The sequence below is a fragment of the Nonomuraea sp. CX421 genome (assembly GCF_059358955.1).
In genome coordinates this window covers 73,465-90,870 of the sequence record NZ_JCADBK010000006.1, presented here as the reverse complement: position 1 = coordinate 90,870, position 17,406 = coordinate 73,465, and the positions used below count along the sequence as shown (strand labels likewise).

At 69.4% G+C, this 17,406-nt stretch carries 13 protein-coding genes; 9 read left to right on the top strand and 4 right to left on the bottom strand.

What is annotated here, in order from left to right:
• Nucleotides 1-44: 44 nt before the first annotated feature.
• Complete coding sequence (locus tag AC5L3X_RS13595; protein WP_494857291.1) at nucleotides 45-1,142, bottom strand: PrsW family intramembrane metalloprotease; 1,098 nt, start codon at nucleotides 1,140-1,142, stop codon at nucleotides 45-47.
• A gap of 133 nt (nucleotides 1,143-1,275) precedes the next feature.
• On the opposite strand from AC5L3X_RS13595, the gene AC5L3X_RS13590 reads away from it, so the two are divergent.
• The 7 genes from AC5L3X_RS13590 to AC5L3X_RS13560 all read left to right on the top strand — a co-directional run bounded on the left by AC5L3X_RS13590 (nucleotide 1,276) and on the right by AC5L3X_RS13560 (nucleotide 7,743).
• Nucleotides 1,276-1,674: an ester cyclase gene (locus AC5L3X_RS13590; RefSeq protein ID WP_494857290.1), complete on the top strand. Its 399-nt coding sequence runs from the start codon at nucleotides 1,276-1,278 to the stop codon at nucleotides 1,672-1,674.
• 40 nt (nucleotides 1,675-1,714) lie between these two features.
• Nucleotides 1,715-2,191 carry a TIGR03618 family F420-dependent PPOX class oxidoreductase gene (locus AC5L3X_RS13585; protein ID WP_494857289.1) on the top strand — a complete coding sequence of 159 codons (477 nt, stop codon included), beginning with the start codon at nucleotides 1,715-1,717 and terminating at the stop codon, nucleotides 2,189-2,191.
• 167 nt (nucleotides 2,192-2,358) lie between these two features.
• Complete coding sequence (locus tag AC5L3X_RS13580; protein WP_494857288.1) at nucleotides 2,359-3,036, top strand: hypothetical protein; 678 nt, start codon at nucleotides 2,359-2,361, stop codon at nucleotides 3,034-3,036.
• 324 nt (nucleotides 3,037-3,360) lie between these two features.
• The gene (locus AC5L3X_RS13575; RefSeq protein WP_494857287.1) at nucleotides 3,361-4,128 is read left to right on the top strand and encodes an ABC transporter ATP-binding protein; all 768 of its coding nucleotides are present in this window, start codon (nucleotides 3,361-3,363) and stop codon (nucleotides 4,126-4,128) included.
• Complete coding sequence (locus tag AC5L3X_RS13570) at nucleotides 4,113-5,921, top strand: hypothetical protein (RefSeq protein ID WP_494857286.1); 1,809 nt, start codon at nucleotides 4,113-4,115, stop codon at nucleotides 5,919-5,921. Before AC5L3X_RS13575 ends, AC5L3X_RS13570 begins: the two co-directional genes overlap by 16 nt.
• Entirely contained in the window at nucleotides 5,918-7,126 is a 1,209-nt protein-coding gene (locus tag AC5L3X_RS13565; protein ID WP_494857285.1) for a sensor histidine kinase, read from the top strand. The genes AC5L3X_RS13570 and AC5L3X_RS13565 overlap by 4 nt, the downstream gene beginning before the upstream one ends.
• Complete coding sequence (locus AC5L3X_RS13560; protein WP_494857284.1) at nucleotides 7,123-7,743, top strand: response regulator; 621 nt, start codon at nucleotides 7,123-7,125, stop codon at nucleotides 7,741-7,743. The genes AC5L3X_RS13565 and AC5L3X_RS13560 overlap by 4 nt, the downstream gene beginning before the upstream one ends.
• 116 nt (nucleotides 7,744-7,859) lie before the next feature.
• On the opposite strand, the gene AC5L3X_RS13555 is transcribed toward AC5L3X_RS13560, so the two are convergent.
• The 3 genes from AC5L3X_RS13555 to AC5L3X_RS13545 all read right to left on the bottom strand — a co-directional run bounded on the left by AC5L3X_RS13555 (nucleotide 7,860) and on the right by AC5L3X_RS13545 (nucleotide 13,086).
• The gene (locus tag AC5L3X_RS13555; protein ID WP_494857283.1) at nucleotides 7,860-11,963 is read right to left on the bottom strand and encodes a vitamin B12-dependent ribonucleotide reductase; all 4,104 of its coding nucleotides are present in this window, start codon (nucleotides 11,961-11,963) and stop codon (nucleotides 7,860-7,862) included.
• Nucleotides 11,960-12,415, bottom strand: coding sequence for a transcriptional regulator NrdR (gene nrdR / locus AC5L3X_RS13550; protein WP_357685486.1), 456 nt, complete (start codon nucleotides 12,413-12,415; stop codon nucleotides 11,960-11,962). The genes AC5L3X_RS13555 and nrdR overlap by 4 nt, the downstream gene beginning before the upstream one ends.
• 353 nt (nucleotides 12,416-12,768) lie before the next feature.
• Complete coding sequence (locus AC5L3X_RS13545) at nucleotides 12,769-13,086, bottom strand: LysM peptidoglycan-binding domain-containing protein (RefSeq protein ID WP_494857282.1); 318 nt, start codon at nucleotides 13,084-13,086, stop codon at nucleotides 12,769-12,771.
• Nucleotides 13,087-15,395: 2,309 nt separating this feature from the next.
• On the opposite strand from AC5L3X_RS13545, the gene lexA reads away from it, so the two are divergent.
• Both lexA and AC5L3X_RS13535 read left to right on the top strand, forming a co-directional pair.
• Complete coding sequence (lexA, locus tag AC5L3X_RS13540) at nucleotides 15,396-16,103, top strand: transcriptional repressor LexA (protein WP_225263931.1); 708 nt, start codon at nucleotides 15,396-15,398, stop codon at nucleotides 16,101-16,103.
• Between the two features lie 183 nt (nucleotides 16,104-16,286).
• Nucleotides 16,287-17,396 carry a MalY/PatB family protein gene (locus AC5L3X_RS13535; RefSeq protein ID WP_494857281.1) on the top strand — a complete coding sequence of 370 codons (1,110 nt, stop codon included), beginning with the start codon at nucleotides 16,287-16,289 and terminating at the stop codon, nucleotides 17,394-17,396.
• The last annotated feature ends 10 nt before the right edge of the window (nucleotides 17,397-17,406 follow it).

The following is a 17,406-nucleotide window of genomic DNA, read 5'->3' as shown; positions in this document are numbered from 1 at the left end:
GGGGGTTCGCTCGATCTTGTCAGAATCGGGTGAACCGTCCGACATCACCATTGGCGGGAATTCGCCATGACCCCCAGCAGTGCGTTGCGGTCGGCCGCGAACGTGTCCAGGTCCATGCCCTCCCGCTCGGCCCGCAGGTGCAGCATGGTCAGCTCGGTCGCCGCCTGCTGGTAGTCGGACATCTCCTTGCCCAGCCCCTTGCCCCTGGCCCACTTGCGGGCGAGTCTGCGTCCCGGCAGGGAGCTCAGCATGGCGATGTCGGCCGGTGTGACCAGCCCCGTCTGCTGGTACGCCGGCAGGTGGACGCCCATCGTGGCGACCAGGTGCCTGCGCTCCCGTACGGTCACCATGATGAGGAAGACCAGCGCACCCATGATCACCAGGTAGGCGAGGCCGATCCAGGACAGCGACTCCGTCGTGGCGCTGCCGTTCCAGAGCCCGTGCAGAAGGACCGCCGCGAGGTAGCCGAGCGGGATCACAGCGTACCGGGCCGGACCACGGCGGGTCAGCGCGTACGCCACGGCCACACCGATCATGGAGGTGTAGACGGGGTGGCCGAGCGGGTCGATCAGCCCTCTGATCACGAACAGCTGGATGGTCGCGCCCACACCGCCCTGGGTGAAGCTCAGCAGGTAGTAGCCGACGTTCTCCACGGCCGCGAAGCCCAGCCCGGCCATGGAGGCGTAGATGATGCCGTCGGTGAGCCCGTCGATCTCCCGCCGCCTGCGCAGGAGCAGCAGGAGCGCCGCACCCTTCAGCGCCTCCTCGACCACCGGGGCCAGGAAGACGGTGCCCACGGTGCTGACGACCTGCGAGCCGTAGCCCGCCTTGGCGAACAGCGCCTGGCCGGCGACGGTGAGCCCGATCCCCAGCACGATCGCCACACCCGCGCCCCAGGCGAAGGAGAAGGCCAGGTGCAGCTTCGGCTCCGGCTCCAGCCGGTCGAGTGAGAGCACGGCCGCGAGCAGCAGGGGCAGCGGCGCCAGGGCCAGCCCCATCGACAGGCCGAACCCGACGGGACCACCGTTCAGCAGCAGTACGACCAGCACGACCACGGCCAGCAGGCTGGACACCACGAGGCCGATCAGCAGCGCCTTGCTGGGGTGACCGGTGAGGGCGGGGGGCCGTAAGGGGACTGTCATCGTGGCGCCTCTCGTCGATTCGAACCCCCACTATCGATCTGCCCCATCGACGCTCACTTAACGGTCACTTGCCGGTCGCGATCTTTGTCCCCCTCACAGGTGAGAGCGCGCGTCTCGTGGGTACGGGCGGCGGATGATCGCGACACTGTACGAGCGCTGGCTGCTCGAGATGTGGAACGGCGACTTCGAGCTCGCCCACGACCTCGTCACCCCCGGGTTCGTCGGTCACTGGCCGGACAAGGAGGTGACGGGCCCCGGCGAGCTGATCGAGATGCTCCGCCAGGGCCACGCGCCGTTCGGCGACGTCTCCGTCACCCTCGACGTGGGGCCGATCGTCGACGGCGATCGGGTGGCGGCCCGCTGGACGTTCGGCGGCTCCTACCGCGGCGGCCTGCCGGGCGCGACGGCTCCGGCGGGGACCAGAGTCACCTTCAGCGGCCACGACATCCTGCGGGTCGAGGGCGAGAGGTTCGCCGAGTACTGGGTGATCTCCGACGGACAGGCTCTCGCGCGCCGGCTGGGCATGGACTGAGCTCCGGTAGGGTTCCTGTGACGAAAAGGGGAGTCCGCCGATGTCACAGGAGACCCAAGGGCCGGCCATGGGCTCGCCTGGCGGCTTCCTGTCCGACGCGCAGGTGTCCCGGTTGCTGGGTGAGCAGCGCTTCGGCACGCTCGCCACGGTCCGGAGCAGCGGCCGTCCCGAGATGTCCACCGTCCGCTACGCGTGGGACCCCGAGCAGCGGGTCGTCCGCATCTCGACGATCGCTGACCGGCCCAAGGTGCGCCAGTTGCACAAGGATCCGCGCGGCGCCCTCTACGTGGCCGGCGAAGGCTTCCGTTCCTACGGGGTGGCCGAGGGTGAGGCCGAGCTGTCACCGGTGACCGTCGAGCCCGGCGACGAGGTCGGCCGTGAGCTGCTGGCCATGCGGTCGGGATTCGCCGCCCCGGGTGACGAGGCCACGTTCCTGCGCCGGATGGTCGACGACCGGCGCATGGTGATCAGGCTCAGCGTGGCTCGGCTGTACGGGATGAGCCTGCGCGCCGAGTGACCCGCCCCAGGCCGTACGGCAGTGGCTGCGGGCGGGCCCCCATGTCCGGCGAGGCCGCCGAACCGTGGCTGACGGAGGGTGTCTACCGGAACACAGACAGCGTTTACGTCCGTTTTAGACCGATTCGTGCACACTTGTCCTATTCACAGCTCGGGAGGACAAGAAAGATGACCCCAGGATCGGACAGCACCACCACGTCCCAGGCCGGCAAGCCGGCCAGGCGCCGCGTTTCCCGCTCCTTGCTGCTCATGGCCACCACCGCGCTCGTGGTGGCGACCGGCGGTGGCGTGGCCACCGCCGCCGCCCTCACCTCCCCGACGGCGCCGGCCGCCACGTCGAGCGACACACCGTCGGCCACCCCCTCCGGGGCGCCTTCCGACAAGAAGTCGGGCAAGGACCGGGGACACAAGTGGGGCTTCCACAAGCTCCCCATCCACGGTGAGTTCGTCGTCCCCAACGATGAGGGCGGGTACGCGACCTTCACCGGCCAGCAAGGCGAGGTCACAGCCGTCGGCCAAGGCTCGGTCACCGTCAAGAGCGCGGACGGCTACACCAAGGAGTACACAGTCAACGACGACACCCGGATCAACCGCCGCGGCGAGGGCATCGACACCGTGAAGGCCGGGCAGAAGGTCGCGATCATGGCGAAGGTGGAGGGCGACACCGCCACCGCCGTCGTGATCCGCGACATGAGCGCTCGCGACGGAAAGGGCCCCGAAGGCAAGGGCTACGAGGGCATGGACCGCGAGGGCCAGGAAGACCGGAGGCACAGCGAGGACGACCGCTCGCAGCGCGACGACCAGCAGGACGAGTCGTCGAGCCCGTCCACCGAGGGGTCGTACTGACCGCTGTCGTGGAGGTGGCGCGCGCCGCGTGACACCACGTCCCGACATCAGCGCCCCACGGTCAGCGCCTGTCCGGATCTGACCGGCGCGCCTGGCAGCGACCCGAGCGCCTGGCCTTCCCAAGGCCAGGCGCTCGTCGCCGTCAGCCCCTCCCTCCGAGCGGGCCGATCGATCGCGCGAGGGCGCCGCGGCCGGCGGTCGAAGGCTCGGCGCTCCGAGCAGCCGCCCCTCTCCGCATCAACCGATCGGTTGATGCCGGAATCCACCACTCCGCTCCCCACTCGGCCGATCCGCCACCCCACACCCCCGCGCGATCCTCGAAGCATGTCAACACCTCCGGAGCCCGCCCTCCAGACCACGGGACTCCGCAAAGCCTTCGGCGACCACGTCGCCGTCGACGACGTCGACCTCACCGTCCCCGCCGGATCCTTCTACGGGCTGGTCGGCCCCAACGGCGCCGGAAAGACCACCACTCTGGCCATGGCCGTGGGCCTGCTGCGGCCCGACGCCGGCAGCGCCCGGATCTTCGGAGTCGACGTCTGGCACGACACCGTCCAGGCCAAGGCGCTCGTCGGCGTGCTGCCCGACGGCAACGCCATGCCCGAACGGCTCACCGGGCGCGAGGTTCTCACCTACCTCGGTCTCCTGCGCGGCCTGCCGGCCGACGTCGTCGCCGAACGCACCGACGAGCTCCTTCAGGTTTTCGAACTCGACGCCGCGGAGCGGACTCTGGTCATCGAATACTCCACCGGCATGCGCAAGAAGATCGGCCTGGCCGTCGCCCTCCTGCACGCCCCCCGCCTCCTCGTCCTGGACGAGCCGTTCGAGGCTGTCGACCCCGTCTCCGCGGCCACCATCAGGGCCATCCTGAGCAGGTTCGTCGACAGCGGCGGCTCCGTCATCATCTCCAGCCACGTCATGGCCCTGGTCGAGCAGCTCTGCGACCACGTGGGCGTCATGTCCGACGGGCGCGTCGTGGCCGCCGGCCCTCTGGCCGACGTACGCGGCACCGCCACACTCGAGGACGCCTTCGTCGGCCTCGTCGGCGCCCAGAGCCGTGGGACGGAGGGACTGGCATGGCTCACAGCATGACCCCCGGCCAGGCCGACCTGGCGCACATCCTGATCCGGATGCGGCTCGCCCTGCTGCGCAACTCCCTGCGCGGCGACCGCGCCACCAACCTGTACTTCGGTGTCCTGCTCGGCCTCGCCCTGGCCGCCGGAACGATCGTGGTCGCCGTCCTGTGGCCCGCCTACCTCCCCCTGGCCCTGGCCGTCTGGCTCACCGGCTGGATCTTCGGCCCCATCTTCACCGGTGGCGGCGACGAGACCCTCCGCCCCGAATACTTCGCCATGCTCCCCGCCACGCCCCGCCGTATCGCGGCAGGACTGCTCGCCGGAGCCTTCGCCGGCCCCGCACCACTCGTCACCCTCATCGCCCTGCTGTCCCTGCCGGTGTACGGCTGGCGCCACGGCCCCGCCGGCGTCCTCATCGGGCTGGCCGCCGCCCTGGCCACGCTCACCACGATGGTGGTGATCTCCCGGGTCGTCGTCGCCGTCATCGGGCTGTTCGTCCGATCCCGCGTCACCGCCGCCACCGCCGGCATCGTCACCGGAACCGCCCTGGCCCTCTGCGGCAACGGCTGGGCCCCCGCCGTGGCCCTCGGCACCACCGACACCCTCGCCTGGACCCAGACCCTCGTCCGTGTCGTGCCCTCCGGCTGGGGCGTGGCCGCCATCGAAGCATCCTGGCCCCTCGCCCTGGTCATCCTCGCCGCCAACGGCGCCGCCATCGCCCTGCTGCTGCTCGCCTGGGCCGGCCTGCTCGCCCGGCGCGTCGTCTCGGCAGCCCGCGGCGGCGTACCCGCCCGCCGCGGCACACCCCGCCCCTTCCCCGCCGCCGGCGGCGCCCGCATCGCCGCCGCCAAGGAACTGCGCGCCTGGTGGCGCGACCTGGTCCGCATCCAGCTTCTCGGCACCGCCTTCTCCTACGCCCTGGTCTTCCCCCTGCTCCTCGTCACCATCGACTCATGGATCATGGTCCCGTTCACCGGGCTCATCGCCATCGTCATGGCCGCCGGAGTCTCCGCCAACCTCTACGGCGTAGACGGAACCGCCCTGTGGCTCACCCTCATGACCCCAGGCGCCGAACGCGCCGACGTCCGCGGCCGCCAGCTCGCCTGGCTGCTCGTCGTCGGCCCGGCCGCCACCATCCTCACCCTCGTCGGCACCGCCGTCAGCGGCCAGACCTGGGCCTGGCCCTGGGTCCTCGGCCTGCTCCCCGCCCTCCTCGGCGGCGCCGCCGGCCTCATCGTCTGCATCGCCGTCACCTCCCTCGTCCCCGGCACCGACCCCCACAAGCGCGGCGGCAACCCGCTCAACACCGGCGCCGACGAAGGCGCCGAAACCGGCCTGGCCTGGCTCATGCTCGTCGCCGTCCCCACGATCGCGCTCCCCACCGCCGCCGCCATCCTCCTGCAACCCTGGGCAGGCATCCCCGTCGGCCTGCTCACCGGCGCCCTCAGCTTCTGGGGCCTCGGCAGGATCGCCCACCGCAGGCTCGAAAGCCATGGGACCGAGCTGCTCAGCCTCATGAAGCACGGCCCCGCCCCCCAGCCCACCGGCAAGCGCACCGCCGCCGACCTGCCCCTCAAGCACCGCATCGCCGTCACCCTCTGCTACTGCGTGGCCTGGCTGCCCACCTTCCCCCAGGGCATCGTCCCCATGATCTTCAAAATCGTCGGCATCCAGGACCCCGTCTGGTTCCTCGCCCTGCACCTGCCACCCCTCTGGCAGTGGCCCACCATCATCTTCATGATCACCCTCGGGCTGCTCATGTACGGCTACGCGATCCTCATCCCCATGCGCATAAGCTCAGCGCCATGAACGACCCCTTCCCACCCTCCACCTGGGAACGACGTTTCGGGATCTTCGTCGAGGTCGTTCCCTACCTCACCCTGGCCACCGCCCTGGCCATCAGCGTCACCTCACCCGAGCAGCCCGCGGGCGGGATCCCCCGCACCCTCGCCCTCACCGCCCTGGCCCTGGCCTGGATCCTCGGCGCCCACACCCTCCTGCCCGCCGACCTCCGCAACCGCCGCGCCACCACCATCACCTACTTCTGCGGCGTCCTGGCCACCTCCGCGCTCCTGTCCTTCCACGACCCGATCTTCCTCATCTACTGCATCTCCGGCTTCTTCCTCGCCAGCTCCTTCGCCCCCTCCAAGTGGACCTTCGCCGCCGTCGCCGCCACCTCCACCGTCCTGTACGGAACCTCACTCGACTGGTCCCAGGTCAACGCCCAGATCGTCCTCCTGCACATCGCGATCATCGCCGTCCAGACCCTCACCATCGGCGGCGGCCACATCTTCGGCATCAGGATCGAAGAACGGCAGCGCAGGTACCGCCAAGCACTCACCGACCTCCAAAAAGCCCTGGAAGAGAACGCCGACCTCCACGCCCACCTCCTCAGTCAAGCCCGCGAAGCCGGCATCCTCGACGAACGCCAGCGCATGGCCCGCGAAATCCACGACACCCTCGCCCAAGGCCTCGCCGGCATCATCACCCAGCTTCGCGCCGCCCAACGCGTCCAAGACCGCGACACCCACATCGACCGCGCCCTCACCCTCGCCCAGGACAGCCTCGCCGAAGCCCGCCGCTCGGTCGACGCCCTCCGTCCCCACCAGCTCGAAGACGCCCACCTTCCCGAAGCCTTGACCACCCTCGCCCGCACCTGGACCCAGACCGCCGGCGTCGACCTCCACGTCGAAGTCACCGGCGACCGCATCCCCCTCAGCCCCGCCATCGAGGTCACCCTCTTCCGCGTCGCCCAGGAAGCCCTCACCAACGTCGCCAAACACGCCAACGCCACCCGCGCCGGCCTCACCCTCTCCTACACCGGCACCGTCGTCCTCCTCGACATCCGCGACGACGGCAAAGGCATCGACGGCACCAACGGCCAAGGATTCGGGCTCAGCAGCATGAGACAACGCGTGCGCGGCGTCGGCGGCGACTTCGAGATCGAAAGCGCCCCCGGCGAAGGCACCGCCGTCAGCGCCACCGTCCCCGCCCTCCAGATAGGCCCCCAGTGATCCGCCTTCTTCTCGTCGACGACCACCCCATCGTCCGCGACGGCCTGCGCGCCGTCTTCGAAGCCGAACCCGACATCGATGTCGCCGGCGAGGCCGCCAACGGCCGCGAAGGGCTCGAACGCGCCGCCGAACTCGACGTCGACGTCGTCCTCATGGACCTGCGCATGCCCGAGATGGACGGCGTCGCCGCCATCACCGCCCTCCGCCGGGCCCACCCTCACGTCAAGGTCCTCGTCCTGACCACCTTCGACGGCGACTCCGACGTCCTGCCCGCCATCGAGGCCGGCGCCACCGGCTACCTGCTCAAAGACGCTCCCACCGACGAGCTGCTGCGTGCCGTCCGCGCCGCCGCCGCCGGCGAGCCGGTCCTGTCACCCTCGGTCGCCGGCCGCCTGATGGGCCAGGTGCGCCGACCGGTCAAGGCCGCCCTCACCGACCGCGAGCTACAGGTTCTCGCCCTTGTCGCCGACGGCGCCTCCAACCGCCAGGCCGCCGCCAAACTCTTCATCAGCGAGGCCAGCATCAAGACCCACCTGCTGCACATCTACGACAAACTCGGCGTCCGCGACCGGGCTGCCGCCGTCGGCGAGGGTTATCGTCGCGGCCTGCTCAGTTAACCGGCCCTTCTTCACCAAAAGGGAGAAGGGGAGCCGGGCCGATGCCCGGACTCCCCTCCTTGACCTGCGACCACGCCCTCAGTCGATCAGATCGACTGGCGCGTCGCCCGCGATCCCTAGCTGCAGCCGCTGGTCGAGCCGCAGCCCTCGCAGACGTAGCAGCTGCCCGCGGGCCGCATCTTGGTGCCGCACGTCATGCAGAGCGGCGCGTCGGCGGTGATGCGCCGGTGGCTCTCCAGCGTGAGCTCCTTGGCCGGCTCCACCTCCGGCTTCTCCTCGATCGGCGCCGACTGCGCGAGCGCCTCGCGGTCGACCGACTCCTGCAGCACCGCCGGGTCCTCACCGCGCTGCTGCGCGGCGCGCTCGGCCGCCGAGAAGATGCCCAGCGCCGCCCGCTCGTCATAGGGCAGGTGGTCGAGCGCCAGACGCCGGAAGATGTAGTCCATCACCGAGGTCGCCATCCGGATGTCCGGGTCGTCGGTCATCCCGGCCGGCTCGAACCGCATGTTGACGAACTTGCTCATGTACGTCTCCAGCGGCACGCCGTACTGGAGCCCTATCGAGATCGCCACCGAGAAGGCGTCCATGACGCCCGCCAGCGTCGAGCCCTGCTTGGACATCTTGAGGAAGACCTCGCCGAGCCCGTCGTCAGGGTAGGACGAGGCGGTCATGTAGCCCTTGGCCCCGCCCACCGTGAAGCGGGTGGTCGTGCTGGGCCGCTGGTTGGGCATCCGCCGCCTGGTCGGGCGGTTGATCTCGACGACCTTGACCTCGGGCTGCGCCTCGGTCTTGGCCTCCTCGGTCTTGGCCTCCTTCTTGCCGCCGGCCGACAGCGGCTGGCCGACCTTGCAGTTGTCGCGGTAGACGGCCAGTGCCTTGAGGCCGAGCTTCCAGCCCTCCATGTAGACCTGCTCGATGTCGTCGATGGTCGCCGACTCGGGCAGGTTGACCGTCTTGGAGATGGCGCCCGACAGGAACGGCTGGGCGGCGGCCATCATGCGCACGTGGCCCATCGGAGCGATCGCGCGCTCGCCCATCGCGCAGTCGAACACCTCGTAGTGCTCCCCGCGCAGCCCGGGAGCGTCGACGACGTGACCGTGCTCGGCGATGTACTCGACGATCGCCTCGGTCTGCTCCTGCTGGTAGCCGAGCTGCCGGAGGGCCCGCGGGATGGTCTGGTTGACGATCTGCATGGAGCCGCCGCCCACCAGCTTCTTGAACTTGACCAGCGCCAGGTCGGGCTCGATGCCGGTCGTGTCACAGTCCATCATCAAGCCGATGGTGTTGTGGCTGACCATGCCGTTGGCCACGTAGGTGACGTTCTCCGGCACCGAAAGGTCGTAGGTCGGCTGCACGCCGCCGTCCTCGTTGGCCGCGACGACCTCGAAGGCATGGCCCAGGGCGTGTGCCAGCCGCTCGTCGTGCGTCTCCGCGAACAGCAGCCTGGCCGCCATCCGCGGCACCCCACCGACGTTGCGAAGCGACTGGAGGATCGCGTCGCGGGACCTGTGGCCCTTGGGCGCAAGCTCCTCCCACGCCTCGCGCGGCAGGTAGACGTGGTCTCGCCTGGCCGACCCGTCAGGCTCCGCGAACGCCAGCGCCCGCGCCTTACGTTCGCCGAGGAAGCCGATCACCTCGTCGTAGATCAGCGCGTGGTCGATGTTGCGCAGGCGCACTTGGTAGAGATCGCTTCCGAAACCGCTGACCGTCGTCCTGGTGGTCGTGATCATGCCGAGGGCGAGCAGAAGCGTGCGGATCTCACCCGCGAAGGACTTCGACGCGGTGCTGAGGCTAGGGACACCCTCGGCGACGGTGCCGTCGGCCTCGAACAGACCACGCAGGAACGCCGCGTACACAACAGCGTCGTTGGACTCGAGAATCGCCGAGGGAACCCGCGGAGACCAGCCCTTGCCCGAATGGTCGACGCCGGGAAGCTCCTTGGCGAAGCCGGATCCCTCCCACCAGCGAGCCAGCCGGACGGACTGCAGAACCACCTCGTGGTAGCCCTCCTTCGCCGTGACGACGGGCTCCAGGTCGAACAGCGACTTTGAGATGATCCGCAGTCGCTCCACCACATCGAGATCGGCGTCCGCCACGCACAGCCTGATGCCCTCGCTGTGCAGGCTGCCATCACCCATGAAGTAACCCACCAACTCGGCGAGCTCCTCGGAGACGGCATCGGGAACCCGTATGTTCCGGTCGCCCGCATAGTAGGCCTGGTCCAGAACGGGCAGCGCGACCTTGCGAGGGGTCCCCACCAAGGTCCTCAGCTGCATCGGCAGGATGTCGCCCGCGCCCACGTCCGCCATGCGCTTCCAGATCCACTCGCCATTCGCCTGGTCCACCACCTTCACACGGTGGGTGAGGGTGCCCTGGATCTGGTAGCCCCCGGCGGTCCTGAGCAGCCGGGTGGGCTCCTCGCCATTGACGAAGAACTTCGTAGCCCGGCGTGGTCCCTCATCTGTCGAGACCGTCATGTCCAGATCCTGCCAGCGGTCGCCGTAGACGTCGCCGATCTCCGAGAGCCGGACCAGACCACGGTCGGTGGTGATCAGCGTGTCGCCGGTGAGGCAACCGGTCGGCGCGAGCAGACTGGCCTGGGCGTTGCGGTAGCCGTTCTTCTCGCCGATGCGCAGGCACTCCGACCACTGCCGGGACGCCTCGGCGTGGATCTTGCCGTCCATCGAGCCGATCGTGCGCAGGTTGTCGTTGGCGGCGGCGTGCTTGCGCATGACCCGCTTGTGCGGCTCGGCGTTGCGGGCGTAGCCGTCGTACGGGCCGACGGCGCCGGCCAGCTCCGCGCTGCGGCGGTAGGACGTGCCGGTCATCAGCGAGGTGATCGCCCCGGCCACGGCGCGACCGCCGTCGGAGTCGTAGGCGTGGCCGGTCGCCATGAGCAGCGCGCCCAGGTTGGCGTAGCCGATGCCGAGCTGACGGTAGGCACGGGTCGTCTCGCCGATCTTCTCGGTCGGGAAGTCGGCGAACGTGATCGACACGTCCATCGCGGTGATGATCAACTCGGTCAGCTTGACGAAGCCCTGGATGTCGAAGGAGTTGTCGTCCTTCAGGAACTTCAGCAGGTTGATGCTGGCCAGGTTGCAGGACGAGTTGTCCAGATGCACATATTCCGAGCAGGGGTTGCTTGCGGTGATTCGCCCGGTTTCGGGAGTGGTGTGCCAGTCGTTGATCGTGTCGTCGTACTGGATGCCCGGATCGGCGCACTCCCAGGCGGCCTTGGCCATCTTGCGGAACAGGTCGCGGGAGTCGACGGTCTCGATCACCTCGCCGGTGAGACGGGCCCGCAGGCCGAACCCGTCGCCCTGCTCGACGGCCCGCATGAACTCGTCGGAGACGCGGACCGAGTTGTTGGCGTTCTGGTACTGGACCGAGACGATGTCCTTGCCGCCCAGGTCCATGTCGAACCCGGCGTCGCGCAGCGCGCGGACCTTGTCCTCCTCACGCGCCTTGGTCTCGATGAACTCCTCGATGTCGGGGTGGTCGACGTCGAGCACGACCATCTTGGCGGCCCTGCGGGTGGCGCCGCCCGACTTGATGGTGCCCGCGCTCGCGTCGGCGCCGCGCATGAACGACACCGGACCGCTGGCCGTGCCACCGCTGGAGAGCAACTCCTTGGAGGAACGGATGCGCGAGAGGTTGACCCCCGAGCCCGACCCCCCCTTGAAGATCACGCCCTCTTCCTTGTACCACTCCAGGATCGACTCCATCTGGTCGTCCACGGACAGAATGAAACACGCCGAGACCTGCTGGGGCGACTGGGTGCCCACGTTGAACCAGACCGGCGAGTTGAACGCGAAGATCTGGTGGACGAGGGCGTACTTCAGCTCGTGATCGAAGATCTCGGCGTCCTCGTCGCCGGCGAAGTAGCCGTGCTCGACCGCCGTCCGGGTGTAGACGCCGACGACCCGGTCCACGAGCTGCTTGAGGCTCCACTCGCGCTGCGGCGTGCCCACGGCGCCGCGGAAGTACTTGGTCGTCACGATGTTGGCCGCGTTGACCGACCAGGACTCCGGAAACTCGACACCCCGCTGCTCGAAGTTGATCGAGCCGTCGCGCCAGTTGGTCATGACGACGTCACGGCGCTCCCACGCGATGTCGTCGTACGGGTGCACGCCCGGCTTGGTGAAGATCCGCTTCATCTTCAAGCCCTTGCGAGGACGCTTACCCCCGCGTGTGACTGAACCGCTGACCGTCTCCGTCATGACTCCCCCTTCTCCGCCTTCAACTGTTCGATCTCGGCTTCGAAGTCCGCCAGGCTCTCGAAACCGCGATATACCGATGCGAACCGCAAGTAGGCCACCTCGTCCAACTCCCGTAACGGGCCGAGGATCGCCAGCCCCACCTCGTTGGAGGGGATCTCCGCCGCGCCTTTGGCCCTGATGGCCTCCTCCACCCGCTGGCCGAGCTGGGCCAGCGAGTCTTCGCTCACCGGTCTGCCCTGACAGGCCCGCCGCACGCCCGCGACGACCTTGTCCCGCGAGAACGGCTCCGTCACCCCGCTGCGCTTGCTCACCATGAGGAGTACGGTCTCCTGCGTGGTGAACCTGCGCCCGCATTCGGGACAGGTCCGGCGACGCCGGATGGCAGCTCCGTCGTCCGTGGAACGACTGTCGATGACCCTGGTGTCAGGATGACGACAGAACGGACAATGCACGCTTTCGCCTCCTAGACCCGCGGTCACCACCGGCGTAAAGCATGTGCAACGGAACGCTCGCGCACGCCCCATAGCGTGCCATGGTGCGGTCGCTGAAACACAAGGTGTGGTGAACTACATCGGTGTAACTACTAGATGTTGTGGTCCAACGGTAGAAGCGCGCGACCATGAACGCAAGTTGAGCAGACCCATCCAACCGAACTCGCTGATCAGCAGAGCCTCATCTCGCTGCCCCGGGCGTGTCGGTTCATGCGTCACTTCGCTTGGCTCGCATCACGTCCGTGAACTTCTCTCACACCGCGATCCGGTTGCACACCGTTCAGCCAGCCCACAGCGGGCGCTCGTGCCCGCTGTCAGCCCTCGATACCGGGCGGGAGGTAGACGCGGGCGCCCGGCCGGACTAACGGGTCGGGCAGGCGGTTGAGCCGCCTGATCTCCTCGGCGAACACGCCGGGGTCACCGAACTGGGGCGTCACCGCCTCGGCGATCTTCCACAGCGTGTCGCCCCTGCGCACGTCCACCCACGGCAGGCCCACCTGCCAGGAATGCCCCGTCACCGCGGGCGTCGAGGCCGCGTGACTCGCCGTCCTGGTGCCGAGCCAGAATCCGCCGAGCGACAGCAGTGCCATGCCCACCACCAGGACCGCGCGGCCTCGTCGCGTCAGACGCACGGGCGGTGCCTGACGCTTCGCCGGACGCGTCACGCCCCCGCCCCCGCCGCCGCGCCGCCTCCCACGCGTGCGCCGGCTCAGCTCCTGAGGCCGCCGGCCTTTACGCGCTCGTCTGCGCGCTTGCTTGTGCGCTTGCTTGTGCGGCCCCTTCTGCTCACTCTCCGGCCGACTCGCCATCAGGTCCGCGCCGGTCGGCACCAGCTTCAACCGCCGCCCGCCCTTCTCGGCCGCGCCCGCACGCCCCCGCCCACCACTCTCAGTCCCACCCGCACGACCCGGCCCACCATTGCCGACCACGGCCGCACGCCCCCGCGCACCACCCTCCACCCCGCCAGCACGCCCCGGCCCACCATTGCCGGCTACGGACGCACGCCCCTGCCGGCTACTTTTGGCCCCGGACGCACGGCTCAGCCCGCCACCTTTGGCCCCGGACGCACGGCTCAGCCCGCCACCTTTGGCCCCGGCCCCACGACTCCGCCCGCCACCTTTGGCCCCGGCCCCACGACTCCGCCCGCCACTTTTAGCCGCGGCCCCACGACTCCGCCCGCCGCTCTCGGCTGCGGCCGCCCGACCTGACCGGTCTCGCCAAAGGGGGCCAACCACGCGCCCCGATTGGCCTTGACGCCGGATGCCCTTCGCCGGCTCCGCCCGACGTTCGCCGCCCCTCGACCCTTCCGCCTCGGATCGCCGGCGAGAGTCGGCCGCGCGAGCCGCCTCCTCTCGCGAGCCGGATCCACGTCCACGCTCTCGCGAGCCGGATGCACGTCCGCGCCCCGGCTTTCCTCGAAGCCAGAACCAACCGTCCGCGCGGCTTGCCGTGCCGTCTCGGGCAGGCTCTCCCGGACGGGCCTTTCCGTACTGACCGACCGGCTCACCCTGGCCCGCGGTCTCCTGCCCAAGGGCTCGCCGTTCCGATCGGCGTGGTGGCGCAGGTGGCGATCCTTTCGGCCGCTGCCCACTCGGGCGCACCGGATCGTCCCCGACGTCTCTCAGGGAAAGGCCACCCATGAGGATCTGCCCGGGCTCGCCGCCGCGGGCCGGGCCCCGCTTCGTCCGCAGCAGCGCGTCCGCTGCACGACCCCCGCTACGTCCCGCCCTGCGACCTTTCTGGGATCGCACCGGCGCCGCGCCCGTCACTTCTCGCTTGGCGGGCTGTCGCCCCTCCCTGCGTGCCGAGGCGGTGTCGTCAGGCCCCCTCGCTCCACGGGCCCCACCTCCAGGATTCGCTCCTTCCCCCCCGTATGGCGCGATGTCCTCATCCCTTGGCTCCGTACGCGGCGGAGGCACCAGCCACAGCTGCGGCCTCCCCGGCCCCGTCGACCTGCGCCCCGCCCTTCGCCCATCATGCGAAACCACGCTTTCCCCTCCCTTCTCGCCCCGCACTCCAGCTCGATCCGCTCCGGCTCCGGCATCACCCCTCAGTTCCGCATCCCCGCTCGACCGGGACTAACGACCTCACCCGAGCGACCACGGCCAGCGACCCCACCGCCACCACCGTTACCACCGCCACCGCCCCCGTCGTCGTCCCCGTCGCCGCCACCATCACCATCACTGTCGCTATCGCCACCACTGCCAACGTCGCCGTCACCGGAAGGTCAACCCTGTCGGCGCCCCCGGCACGGCGACCTTCGGCGTCACCCAGCGACGCGGCCCCGCCGAACGATCCCGGGATGCCGGGGGGACTTGAGACGGCCATGGGAGTGAGCGACCGCGCAATGTCGATCGGCGCATGGCGTGTCGCAAGTGATTTCCCAGGGGCATGGTCCAGGGCCGGAGATTTCGCGAAGACACGGTCCGACGCCGGATCTTTCGCGAGGCGGTCCAGGACCGGAGCTTTCGCGAGGACGCAGTCCAGCGTCGAAGGTTTCGCGAAGACACGGTCCGACGCCGGATCTTTCGCGAGGCGGTCCAGGGCCGGAGGTTTCGCGAGGACGCGGTCCAGGGCCGGAAGTTTCGTGGGGCATCGTACGGGGCCTGTGCGGCCGTGACGGCCCCGAGTGGCGCCGGCTTCGGCGGCCGGTTGCTTGACCTGGTCTCGGCTCGGGTCTGTGATCCTGGTGGTTCGCACGGATGGACCTCCCACACCGTCGCGGCCCCGGGAAATGGCCAAATAAAGATCGGCGAATCGAACACGGTGTCGATCGAACTCCCGTACGATGTTGTACACCACGCTGCCGACATTTTCGAGGAAGACTCGAACAATTGTTTGAAGATGATCTTCAACAGCGATACGGTCGCTGTGTGCGACATGGAGACCACGGACCGGAGGGTTCGCCGGTGAGGCGGGCGACCGGGCGAGGAGGAAGAGCATGAGCGAGCGGGATGACGCTAACGGGGTCACTGACCTCGCGGTGCGGCGGCGTGACTCCTTGGGGCTGACCCCGAGGCAGCGCAAAATCCTCGAAGTGATTCGCGACTCGGTGCAACAGCGCGGATATCCGCCGTCCATGCGTGAGATCGGCGAGGCCGTGCAGCTGACGAGCACGTCCAGCGTGTCGCATCAGTTGACGGCATTGCAGCGCAAGGGCTACTTGAGGCGCGATCCCCACCGGCCACGTGCGCTGGAGGTGCGACTGCCCGGTGAGCCCGCGCTCTGGGTCGACCCCGATGCCGGCAGCGAGGAGTCCCCGGTCAGCCGCCCCACCGCCGCCTACGTGCCGCTGGTCGGCCGGATCGCCGCCGGCGGTCCGATCCTCGCCGAGGAGAGCGTCGAAGACGTCTTCGCCCTCCCCAAGCAGTTGGTCGGCGAGGGCACCCTGTTCCTCCTGCAGGTCGCCGGTGACTCCATGATCGATGCCGCCATCGCCGACGGCGACTGGGTGGTCGTACGCCAGCAGCCGGTCGCGGAGAGCGGCGACATCGTGGCCGCCATGATCGACGGTGAGGCCACGGTCAAGACGTTCAAGCGCAAGGACGGCCACGTCTGGCTGGTGCCCCACAACTCCAACTACGACCCCATCCCGGGTGACGAGGCCAGCGTCCTGGGCAAGGTCGTCGCGGTGCTGCGCCGCCTCTGACGGTCCACCGTTCCCCGCGGCGCGCGGCGTCTCATCGCCCGCGCCGCACCGGCGTGTCCCTTCAGGCGGCCGGTTCAGCCGGTCGCGTCCAGCTGAGGTCGGCAGCTGCTCATGGAGGTCGAGGCGAGTGGCACACGCAGGCGAACACTCAGACGGTTCGCCCAGGAGATCTAGACTGAGCACGTGAGCGACGAAATCCATCTCTACGACCTCAAGTCACAGCATGATGGGTTGAAGTGGGCCGAAGCCGGACCAGGAGTCATCCCCGCCTGGGTGGCCGACATGGACTTGCCCACCGCCCCCGAAGTCATCCAAGCGCTACAGCGCCGGGCCGAAGGTGATCTTGGCTACCCGGCCTGGCTGCTGAGCCAGCAATGCGGCCCGCTGGCCGAGGCGTTCGCGGAGCGCATGGCGACCAGGTACGGCTGGGAAGCCGACCCCGTGCACGTGCGCAGCTACAACGATCTCAACCAGGCGCTCCAGGTGCTGCTGCACGTCTGGACCCGGCCGGGTGACGGCGTGGCCGTCCACACCCCTGCCTACCACCCGTTCCTCGACACCCTGGCTGTCATGGAGCGCCCGCTCCACGCCATCCAGATGCGGCCCGAGGGCGAGTCCTGGCGGTTCGAGGTGCCCGACCTGTCGGGCTGCCGGGTGCTGCTGCTGGTCAACCCGCACAATCCCACCGGCCGTGTCTTCACCCGCGAAGAGCTGGAACGGCTGGCCGAGCACGCCGAGCGGCACGACCTGCTGGTCATCTCCGACGAGATCCACGCCGACCTGGTGTACGACCCGTACGAGCACATCCCGTTCGCCACCATCCTGCCGGACCGGACCGTCACCCTGACCTCGGCCACCAAGGCGTTCAACCTCGGCGGGATCCGCTGCTCGGTGGCCCACATCGGCTCACCGGAGATGCGCGAGGCCCTCGACGGTCAACCGCCCTTCGTCTACGGGTCGGCCAACCTGTTCGGGGTGGAGGCGACGGTCGCCGCGTGGCGGCACGGCGACGCCTGGCTCCGGGAGACCCTCGCCCTGCTCGACCGTAACCGCCGGACCATCGCCGAACGCCTGCCTCCCACGGTCGGCTACCGCGTCCCGGAGGCCACCTACCTGGCCTGGCTCGACTACGGGCGGCCCGGCATGGCGAAGGTGCTGGAACAGGAGGCCAAGGTCCTGCTGAGCGACGGCGCCCTGTTCGGCCCCGGCGGCGACACCCACGTCCGGCTGAACTTCGCCACCACCGAGCCCATCCTCACCGAGATCCTCAACCGGCTGAACCGGGCCGGATAAGCACCGGCCC